Consider the following 10,601-nt stretch of genomic DNA (forward strand, 5'->3'; position numbering starts at 1 on the left):
GGTATCCCTCAAAGCCTTAAAAAATATTTTTAAGACACTTATGTTATCTGATTTAACAGACTGCTTCACCCACGGAAGCGTTAATAGTATTACTATCCTATTTTTGTAAGGTACTTCCCCAAAAGGGGCAACCAAAATCTCCCTTTATCGTACATCAAATATTACTTTTCTGAAACCGAAATCGAATACTTTCACAAACTTTTTATTTATTTGTCCTTTTATGTCATTTTATATCCGTTTATATAGAAAATCTAAGATTTAGTAAATCTCTCCTGAATAGTTAAATTAAATAAACAGCGCCCGAGGAACAAGCCAAAAAAAACCGTCAGCCCAAATAAAACCAGCGCCCACCGACTATAAACAGTAGAAACGAGAAGGATGCCATTAAGCAAGGAAAAACCCGTTAAACAAGCAAATAAAAGGCACTTGAGAACTAAATAAATGTGGTGTGAAGTGCGCTGACTCTCCAAATCACGCACCCTCATTTGTAATTCTCCTGCCTCCAACTTAAATTGAAAATCCCTCATTAACTTTTCCATTGAGGAAGGTTTAGCCCAATTTTCCCTTAAAAACATCTTAGTTTGTTGCCATACTACCCCTAAAACTCCAACATTATTACCTGATTTGGCAATATTACGGATAAAAGGCTGACTTGCTGCCAAGAGGTTATATTGAGGGTCTAAATTGCGCGCAATACCGTCTAAAGTAGTCAAAGCCTTGACAATGAAAGTCATTTGCGGAGGTAATCGAAACGGCTGTTGCTCAAACATGACATAAATTTCCGCGCTGATTTCCTCAAAAGCATTAATATCTATGGGTTTATCCCGAAAACGCTCTAACAAAAAACCGATCAAACGCTTAACTGCTGTCATATCTGGCACAGGTTCAATTAATCCCATATAGATTAACATTTCTAACACCTGATCCGCATCCTTGCGCAAAATAGCAAAGAACGTTTGTACCATTTGTTCTCGTGCTAATCCTTTCACTTCTGCCATAGTGCCAAAATCATAAAAAATAATCGCCCCGTCATCTCTTACCGCCATATTACCCGGATGAGGGTCAGTTTGAAAAAAACCATCTTCTAATAACTGTTTTAAATAACTACAAATACCCAATTCAATTAGTAGTTTAATGGGAATTCCTCGTTTTTCTAAAGTCTCTCGATCATTGATTTTTATGCCGGGTAAATATTCTAAAGTTAAGATTTTTTTGGTGGTACAATGCCAATAAACTTTCGGCACAACTACCATTTTTTCTTGTTGAAAATTGGTCTTGAAACGCTCGGCATTTTTTCCTTCATTAAGATAATCTATTTCCGTGAATAATAACGCAAAAAATTCTTGACAAATTAAATCTAATTGATATTTTTTAAAGCCCGGCAAAAACCAATTACCAAAATTAATTAACCTTCTTAAAACTTCAAAATCAAGATTAAAAAGTGCTTCCAAACCTTTTCTTTGTACTTTAATAACTACTTGTTCTCCTGTGCTTAAAACTCCTCGATGAACTTGTCCTAAACTAGCGGCAGCAATAGGTATTGATTCAAATTCTTGATAGAAATTATAAATTGTTCCTCCCAATTCTTGTTCAATTATTTCAATGGCTTCGGCGGAAGAAAAAGCAGGAACTTGATCTTGTAACTGGCTTAATTCTTCGATATATTCAAGGGGAATTAAATCAGGACGAGTAGATAAAGCCTGACCCATTTTAATAAAAGTAGGTCCTAATTTTATTAACTGATAAACTAACCAACGGGCGCGTTTATGGCGTTGTGATGATGAAAAATTCCTAAAAAAAGCATCAATAATTAAAAAACTAATAAATTGCAATGCTACTAAAATAATATCCCATTGGCGCTTGAAGGGAGAATAATTGACTCGATGCCATGATAAATTAGAAAACTTCATGCACTTTTTGCGGAAAAGTTAAGGTAAAACTGTTGAGGAAATCCTCACCGTTAGCAGAAATTAAACTAGAAACTTTAATGTTACCTTGTAAATTTTCCACTAAAGACTTAACTAATGCAAGTCCTAACCCTGTGCCACTATTGGTGGCATTATCTATTTTACTACCTTGATAGAAGGGCTGAAAAATATTTTTTTGATCTTCGGCAGTAATTTCTATGCCTAGGTTAGTAATTGTGATCTGATAATTTTCTTGTTGTCGATTAACTATTAATATCAAACTAATGGTACTGTTAATTACTGAAAATTTTGTAGCATTATATATTAATTCTTTTAAAATTAAATTGATGCTATTTGCATCAGTATAAATGAAATCTAAGTCATAATTTATTTCTAGTTGAATACCTCGATAGTGTAATTCTTGAGAAAATTGGTTATATAAATCATCTAAAATTGGTTTAATATTAATTTTTTTCTGTTCTATTTCTAATTGATTAGATTGTAATTGTTGCAGCGCTAAAAGATTATTGACTAGGTTTATTTCTTTTTCACATTCATCTTGTAAGATATTAATATATTTTTGTAAATTTTTATTTTTATTAACTACATTCAACATTTTTATTCCCATTCTTAGATTAGATAAGGGAGTTTTTAACGCATCACTTAAACTAGCAATAAATTCATCTTTAATTTTATTTAGTCGGCGTAATTCTTCGAGGTGAAAACGTAATTTATTTGAGAGTTTAGCTTGAACATCTAAGCTAGTTTTGAGCTGTGACGTGCGCTCATCTACTAATGATTGAACTTTGGCTACGGTTTGTTGAGTGACAATGGTTGTCGAAATCTGTTTCCCAATCCATTTGAAAGTTTCTATCTCAGCAATTTGCCATTGTTTAGAATGATATTTTTGTAAAATCAAGAATCCTAACACGGGTAATTTATAGGGGCTATTTTCTTTTTTAATTAATAAAGGAATTAATAGCACTGATTGTAATGAATTTAAGTCAAAAAGGTCTTTATTTTGAGGAGAAAATGGATAATTTTTGATGATTTTTTTTGATTCTAGTTTCAGTAAGTTAGGGGCTTTTTGCCAACCATGAGAAATAAGAGGGGAATCAGTTAAATTTGATAGGGATACTTGATAGTTAGGTTGATAGTCTTCTTCTCGGTGACAATCAAAAACTTTTTCAATGGTTGCTGAGGGGGTTTCCTGATTTTCTTTAATAAAGTTGATAATTTGATGATACTTAAATCTGATGACGACGAGTCGATCTAACTCTAATATCTTTGCTGTATGAACTAAGTCTATATCAAAAATGACATCCATTAAGATCAACCAGAAATGGGGTGGCGGGCGCTGTCTTTTTACAGAATATTTTTGTTAAAACTACGCTAATTTAATTTTATCAAAAAATTATGGCTCTAAAACATTTGCTTTTTTAGACAGAAATACAGGCAAGATGCCTGTGTTACGGTGCAAAAATCGTATTTATGGGAGAAGTTGAGTGAAATGGGGATTGATTTAGGACTGCTATAGCACATCGGATTAATGTAGGTTAAACTTAGTAAGTTACATTTATGAAAATGTGTTAGGATATGGTGCTAATTGTCCAAAAATACGGCGGTAGTTCGGTAGGCTCAACGGCAAGAATTAAAGCAGTCGCGCAAAGAGTAGTTAAGACTGTGCAAGAAGGCAATCAGGTGATAGTTGTGGTTTCCGCTATGGGCAAGACTACTGACGGTTTGGTGAAGTTAGCTCAAGAAATTAGCGCCCTTCCCTGTCGTCGTGAGATGGATATGTTACTTTCTACAGGGGAACAAGTGACTATTTCCCTTCTCTCCATGGCTTTACAGGAAATTGGTCAAGACGCTATTTCTTTGACGGGCGCTCAGGTTGGTATCGTTACGGAAGCTCACCACAGCAAAGCCCGTATTTTGGAAATCAAAACCGACAGAATTACCAAGCATTTAAAAGAAGGTAAAGTGGTGGTAGTAGCTGGTTTTCAAGGCATTAGTAATTTAGCTGATTTAGAAATTACTACTCTCGGTAGGGGTGGCTCTGATACTTCTGCTGTGGCTTTGGCTGTGGCGACGGGCGCTGATTGTTGCGAAATTTACACTGATGTACCCGGTATTTTAACCACTGATCCGCGCATTGTGCCTGAAGCTCAGTTGATGGCTGAAATTACCAGTGATGAAATGTTGGAGTTAGCTAGTTTAGGGGCAAAGGTATTACATCCTAGGGCGGTGGAAATTGCCCGTAATTTTGGGATGCCTTTGGTGGTCAAATCTAGTTGGACTGATGATCCGGGGACGAGGGTGATTTCTCCCACTGCGCAAGGGCGCCCGTTGGTGGGTTTAGAGCTTACTAAGGCGGTGGATGCGGTGCAGTTTGATGCGGATCAGGCAAAAATTGCTTTATTACGGGTAGCTGATCGCCCCGGTATTGCGGCTAAACTATTTGGAGAAATTGCCCGTCAGAATGTGGATGTGGATTTGATTATTCAGTCAATTCATGAGGGTAATAGTAATGATATTGCTTTTACTGTGGTCAAAGGGATGTTAAATCGTGCGGAAGCCGTAGCGCACGCCAGCGCCCCTCTCCTTGATCAAAACAATAGTACGGATATATTAACAGAGCAAAAGATTGCCAAAATTGCTATTGCAGGAGCTGGAATGATCGGGCGCCCGGGCATTGCGGCGCAGATGTTCCGGGCTTTAGCAAAAGCTGAGGTTAATATTCAAATGATTTCCACTTCTGAGGTGAAGGTTAGTTGTCTTGTCAATCAAGAAGATTGCGATCGAGCTATTGCTTCCCTTTGTGAAAGTTTTGCCATTGATAATTCTCAGGTTAATTATACGGAAGGGGAAAATAGCGCCCCTGTTGTGCCTGTCAGAGGGGTAGCCTTAGACCAAAATCAGGCTCAAATTGCTATTTTATATGTACCAGATCAACCGGGTATGGCGGCGCAAATTTTCACGGCTTTAGCGCAACAAAATATCAGTGTGGATATGATCATCCAATCCCAACGTTGTCGTATGGTGGCTGGTGTTGCCATGCGTGATATTGCCTTTACTGTGGCGCAGGGGGATGTTAACCAAGCAGTGACGGTTTTAAATGAGTTAAAAGTTATGTTAAATTTCCGTGAAGTGGTGGTAGATGAAGACATTGCTAAGGTTAGTGTGGTGGGCGCTGGGATGGTAGGATATCCGGGCATTGCTTCTCAATTTTTCAGCGCCCTTGCTGTGGAAAATATCAATATCTATATGATTACCACTTCGGAGATCAAAATTAGTTGTGTCGTGGCTCAATGGGAAGGGGTGAGGGCGCTGAAAGCAGTCCATCAAGCCTTTAATTTGGGTGGCAAAACTAAGACTTTAATTCCTTCCTAGTCAGGGTCTGCAATGATTATCGGATAATCAATTACAAAAGATCATATCCCTCCTCTCAGAAAGTGACAGAACAGGGATATTCCTTCATTTTCTCCCTATCTTCCCTTTTCCCCATGCCCCCCGCAAGATTATCTTGAAAAGTATTAACACATAAGAAATTGTCTTACAATAGAAACAAAGTATTTCACACAGAGGAAAAATTGTGGTAGCAACAGTCGAAAAAATCCAAGATAACAACGCTAACTCTCAACCCTTAAACAGAGTTGCCGTATTATTAATGGGCTATGGCGAAGTAGAAAGCTATGAAAACTTTGCCGACTATAACGAACAAGCCTTAAACCTATTAACCGCCAAATTTGCACCTGTCCCAACTTGGATTTATCCCCCCATTGCCAAACTATTAGCCATGTTTGACCTTCATGAATGGAGTCATCAACATGGCAACTTCATTTCTCCCCATAACGCCATCTTTGAGCGTCAACGTCATAATATCGAACACGCTTTACAACATCGCTGGGGAGATAAAGTCAAAGTATTTAAAGCCTTTAACTTCTGCGCCCCTCACCTGCCTCATCAAGTCTTACAACAAATAAAAGAGGAAGGATTTGATAAAGTTTTAATTTATCCCTTGTTAGTTGTTGATTCTATTTTTACCAGTGGTATCGCCGTAGAGCAAGTTAACGAGGCTTTAGCTAAAACTGGTAACGAAGAAGAGCATTGGCTTAAAGGAATGCGCTATATTCCCTCTTTTTATAACGAACCAGAATACATTAATCTACTCACAAAAATGGTAGAAGACGAAGTTGAGGCAAAATTATCTAACGCCTATCTCCCCTCCGAAATCGGAATCGTCTTAATGAATCATGGTTGCCCCCACGAAGCCAAAGGTTTTACTTCTGGTATTGATGAAAGTCAAGCACTGTATGAGTTGGCAAGAAAAAAACTAATGAATCGCTTTCCTTTGATTTCTGTGGGTTGGTTAAACCATCAAACCCCCTTAATTAAATGGACTCAACCAAATGCGGAATTAGCCGGTAGAAACTTGATCGAATTGGGTGCTAAGGCTTTGGTATTTATGCCCATCGGTTTTGCCACGGAAAATCATGAGACTTTATTAGATGTAGAGCATATTATTGGTACTTTACAGAAAAAGTATCCTCAAGTCAATTATTTGCAGATGGAATGCGTTAACGATAATAAAGAGTTTTGCCAAATGGCAGCTGATTGGGCAACTCCTCAAATTGAGGATTTATTAAATGAAGAAGGGGTAACTGTTAATCCTAGTCTGGCTACTGCAACTCCCATTCATCATCATAGCCATGATCATGACCACGATCATCATCATCATCATTAATTCTTAAGGTTAAATGGTTAAGTGTTAGGTCGATATATGTCTGTGAAGTAGGAATCACCCATCATAATCTCTGATTTGATGGTGTGAGTGTCAAATAAGTTATCTGATTATAATTTCCATATTATTTATCATATACAAAAGTTTCTGAGTAATTTTTGTGATTTTAATGATTAAATTTTTTCAAATCAATCAGCTACTTTTTATTCGGTGTAGTAACAACAATTCACAAATAATGACAATTAATTTGGTACCGTAATATGGAGCATAGGGGAATCGAACCCCTCACCTCTGCGGTGCGATCGCAGCACTCTACCAAATGAGCTAATGCCCCTCAGCATCATAGTATAACAACAAAAGCAGGGGTTTTTCATTATTGGCAAGAAGAAATAAAAACGATTTAACATCCCTTTAGACATCATTGGAATAATGTGTAAATTATTTATAGAAGCTATCTGGTAGAAAAGGCAAAGGTAAATTTAAGAATAAAACACTTTTAATCACAAAAAGTCTCTTATTCTGTAAATATTATGACTATTCCTCATTTCCCATCAATACTAAAAATCATAGCTCAGTTTACCGACGTTCAAAATAATTTATGATTTTTACTTGATTGTCAATCATAATAATGGGAGAATCAGACTAAAAAGAAAAGATGATGGATAAATTACAACTGTGGCAACGCTACCAAGACTGGCTTTATTATCACGAAGGATTAGAAATCTATGTTGATGTAAGTCGTATGGGTTTTGATGATGAATTTTATCAATCCCTCCAGCCTAAATTTCAAGATGCCTTTGAAGCGGTAGCAAAATTAGAGCAAGGTGCTATTGCTAACCCTGACGAAAAAAGAATGGTAGGGCATTATTGGCTACGCAATCCTGACATTGCCCCCAATCAAGAGATTAAAAACAGTATCATCGACAGCATCACAAAAATTAAAGGATTTGCCTCTAACATCCACAATGGCGCCCTCCGAACCCCTCAAGGGTTAAAATTTACCGATATTCTCTCTGTGGGCATTGGTGGCTCTGCTTTAGGTCCTCAATTTGTTTCTTCTGCTTTAACGGCGATTAATCCACCATTACAACTTCACTTCATTGATAATACTGATCCGGCTGGAATTGATCGCACTTTAGGTAAAATTAAAGACCGTCTTCATACTACCCTAGTGTTAGTGGTGAGTAAATCTGGGGGTACACCAGAAACCCGTAATGGGATGTTAGAAGTAAAAGAGGCTTATACTCAGCAAGGATTGAATTTCCCTGATTATGCGGTGGCTATCACTATGATGGATGATAGTAGTAAATTATATAGCGTTGTGCAGGAAGAAAAATGGCTGGAATGTTTTGCCATGTTTGACTGGGTGGGAGGGCGCACTTCGGAGTTATCCGCAGTGGGTTTACTACCGGCAGCGCTGGAAGGTATTGATATTGAAGCTATGTTGGAGGGCGCTAGACAAATGGATATTGCCACCCGCAACAGGGAGATTAAACAAAACCCGGCGGCACTTCTAGCCCTTGCTTGGTATTATGCTGGTAATGGTAAGGGAGAAAAAGATATGGTAGTTTTACCTTATAAAGATAGTCTTTTATTATTTAGCCGTTATCTTCAGCAGTTGGTGATGGAGTCTTTGGGTAAAGAGAAAGATTTGGATGGTAATACAGTTTATCAAGGTATTGCTGTTTATGGTAACAAAGGCTCAACGGATCAACACGCCTATGTGCAACAGTTACGGGAAGGGGTAGCTAACTTTTTTGTTACTTTCATTGAAGTTTTGAAAGACAGAGAGGGATATTCCCCTATTTTAGAACCTCATACCACTAGCGGTGATTATCTTTCTGGTTTGTTGCAAGGAACTCGTCAGGCGCTTTATGATAATGGTCGAGATTCTGTGACTGTGACTATTCCCCAAGTTAATCCTGAAATGGTAGGGGCGCTGATCGCTCTTTATGAACGAGCAGTAAGTATTTATGCTTATCTAATTAATGTTAATGCCTATCATCAGCCGGGGGTAGAAGCAGGGAAAAAAGCGGCGGCGTCTATTCTTGCTTTACAAACGAAAGTTTTAGAAGTTTTGGCGCAAACTTCTCAACCTTTAACGGTGACTGAAATTGCTCAGAAGGTTGATGCTAATGAGATTGAGGCAATTTATAAAATTTTACGTCATCTGGAGGCAAACGGGCGCTATGTTAGCTTAACAGGTATTCCTACTTTCCCAGCGCACCTCACCGTTACCAAAATTTGATCAAAAGGGCAAGGGTTGTATGAATTATGAGTTATGAATTATGAATTATAATCTTTCTCTGCTTCCCTTTCCTCCTCTGCTTCCCTTTCTACCTCCCTTTTTCCTAAGATGATTAATTTACAGCAAATACTTAGCAACATTGACTTACAAGCTGATTGGATTGGCTTGAGATACATTAGCGAAAAATCACGAAAACATTATTTTCGCAACGCACAACCCCAAAGTCACCAGAAAAAAATCAATCAGGGCATCATGGTAGAAGTGTTAGCAGAAGGTAACATCGGCTACTGCGCCACCAATCGCCTTGATTTTATCGGCATTCAAGAAGCTTCAAAAAATGCCTTAGCACAGGCACTCAGCGCCCGTCAGCGAGGTATTTTCCCCTTTACTACGGCAATGCGCCCTCCAAATCAAGGTAAATATCAATCCAGCGCCCCTCGCACCTTATTAAATCCTACAGAAATTGACGATTTTTTGAAGGAAATTTGTCTTCACCTCAAAATTAACGAAAACATCGTTCAAACCCACGCCATGGCTCAAATAAGCGATGTAGAACAACATTTTATAAGTAGTAATGGGGCTGATATTTACCAACAATTTAACTATATCGTCAGTGATTATAGTGCCGTAGGTATGGCAGGGAATATCATTCAAAAACGCAGTGATCATGGGATGTTAGCGAGGAGTTATCAGGGTAGTGAAGACTTTTTCGATGTTGAGAGTACCTTAAACCGAGCGCAAAATATCGGGCGACAGGCGCTGGAATTATTAACTGCCCCTCCCTGCCCTGATACCATTACCACCCTTGTAGTAGCGCCCGATCAAATGATGCTACAAATCCATGAGAGCGTGGGGCATCCTTTAGAAATTGACCGTATTTTAGGGGATGAGCGCAACTATGCCGGAAGCAGTTTTGTCAAATTAGCTGATTTTGGCACTTTAGCTTATGGTTCAAAATTAATGAATATCACCTTTGATCCTACCGTGTCCGGAGAAATTGCCAGTTATGGTTATGATGATTTAGGCATCAAAGCCGAAAAAGAATATTTGATCAAAGACGGTATTTTATTGAGAGGTTTGGGCAGCCAAGAAAGTCAAATTAGAGCCGGGGTGAAAGGGGTGGCTAACGGGCGCTGTTGTCATTGGAATCGCCCTCCCATCGACAGGATGGCAAATATTAACCTCGAAGCAGGAAATCAAAGTTTTGACGAGATAATTAGTAATATTGAATCGGGCATTTATATGGAGTCTAACCGATCATGGTCTATTGACGACTATCGCAATAAATTTCAGTTTGGTTGTGAATACGCGCGATTAATTAAAAATGGACAACTAACGAAAACAGTTGCTAATCCTAACTATCGAGGAGTTACTCAAAGTTTTTGGCATAATTTAATTGCCGTGGGGGATGAATCTACTACTGAGATGTATGGCACACCCATTTGTGGCAAGGGCGAACCTAACCAAATGATAAGAGTTGGTCATGCTTCCCCAGTGTGTGTCTTTGATCAGGTTCAGGTTTTTGGCGCTTAGAGATAAGAAACGATGAATTATGAGAACCTGTTTAAAAAGTCTCGATGTAGAATATTCTGGGAGACAAAATCCAGAAAAAATAATGACAAAGCCATCATAGGATACAGACTTTAGGGCGTTGCATCATTGCGGGATGATATGCAATTTTCTGATAGGTTGAAACAACTGT

Annotated in this window: 6 protein-coding genes and 1 tRNA gene; 4 read left to right on the forward strand and 3 right to left on the reverse strand. The window is 38.3% G+C overall.

Annotated features, from left to right (window positions below):
* Positions 1–251: 251 nt before the first annotated feature.
* Entirely contained in the window at positions 252–1,910 is a 1,659-nt protein-coding gene (locus tag IGQ45_05850; protein ID MBF2056744.1) for an AarF/ABC1/UbiB kinase family protein, read from the reverse strand.
* Positions 1,897–3,234: a HAMP domain-containing histidine kinase gene (locus IGQ45_05855; protein ID MBF2056745.1), complete on the reverse strand. Its 1,338-nt coding sequence runs from the start codon at positions 3,232–3,234 to the stop codon at positions 1,897–1,899. The genes IGQ45_05850 and IGQ45_05855 overlap by 14 nt, the downstream gene beginning before the upstream one ends.
* Positions 3,235–3,503: 269 nt before the next feature.
* Here IGQ45_05855 and IGQ45_05860 point away from each other — a divergent pair, with 269 nt between their 5' ends.
* Both IGQ45_05860 and IGQ45_05865 read left to right on the forward strand, forming a co-directional pair.
* A complete protein-coding gene (locus tag IGQ45_05860) occupies positions 3,504–5,300 on the forward strand; it encodes an aspartate kinase (GenBank protein ID MBF2056746.1) in 1,797 nt (598 codons plus the stop codon).
* Between the two features lie 202 nt (positions 5,301–5,502).
* Complete coding sequence (locus IGQ45_05865) at positions 5,503–6,654, forward strand: ferrochelatase (GenBank protein ID MBF2056747.1); 1,152 nt, start codon at positions 5,503–5,505, stop codon at positions 6,652–6,654.
* 258 nt (positions 6,655–6,912) lie between these two features.
* Here the strand turns inward: IGQ45_05865 and IGQ45_05870 are convergent.
* Positions 6,913–6,985: transfer RNA gene (locus IGQ45_05870), tRNA-Ala, on the reverse strand.
* A 324-nt stretch (positions 6,986–7,309) separates the two neighbouring features.
* On the opposite strand from IGQ45_05870, the gene IGQ45_05875 reads away from it, so the two are divergent.
* A complete protein-coding gene (locus tag IGQ45_05875) occupies positions 7,310–8,899 on the forward strand; it encodes a glucose-6-phosphate isomerase (protein MBF2056748.1) in 1,590 nt (529 codons plus the stop codon).
* Positions 8,900–9,007: 108 nt separating this feature from the next.
* A complete protein-coding gene (locus tag IGQ45_05880; GenBank protein ID MBF2056749.1) occupies positions 9,008–10,432 on the forward strand; it encodes a TldD/PmbA family protein in 1,425 nt (474 codons plus the stop codon).
* Positions 10,433–10,601: the final 169 nt, after the last annotated feature.

It is taken from the genome of Cyanobacterium sp. T60_A2020_053, assembly GCA_015272165.1.
Lineage (GTDB): Bacteria > Cyanobacteriota > Cyanobacteriia > Cyanobacteriales > Cyanobacteriaceae > Cyanobacterium.

Excerpts from the sequence above, each read along its gene's own strand:
- IGQ45_05855 (MBF2056745.1), bottom strand. The coding sequence starts at position 3,234 with ATGGATGTCATTTTTGATATAGACTTAGTTCATACAGCAAAGATATTA.
- IGQ45_05850 (MBF2056744.1), bottom strand. The coding sequence starts at position 1,910 with ATGAAGTTTTCTAATTTATCATGGCATCGAGTCAATTATTCTCCCTTC.
- IGQ45_05860 (MBF2056746.1), top strand. The coding sequence starts at position 3,504 with ATGGTGCTAATTGTCCAAAAATACGGCGGTAGTTCGGTAGGCTCAACG.
- IGQ45_05880 (MBF2056749.1), top strand. The coding sequence starts at position 9,008 with ATGATTAATTTACAGCAAATACTTAGCAACATTGACTTACAAGCTGAT.
- IGQ45_05875 (MBF2056748.1), top strand. The coding sequence starts at position 7,310 with ATGGATAAATTACAACTGTGGCAACGCTACCAAGACTGGCTTTATTAT.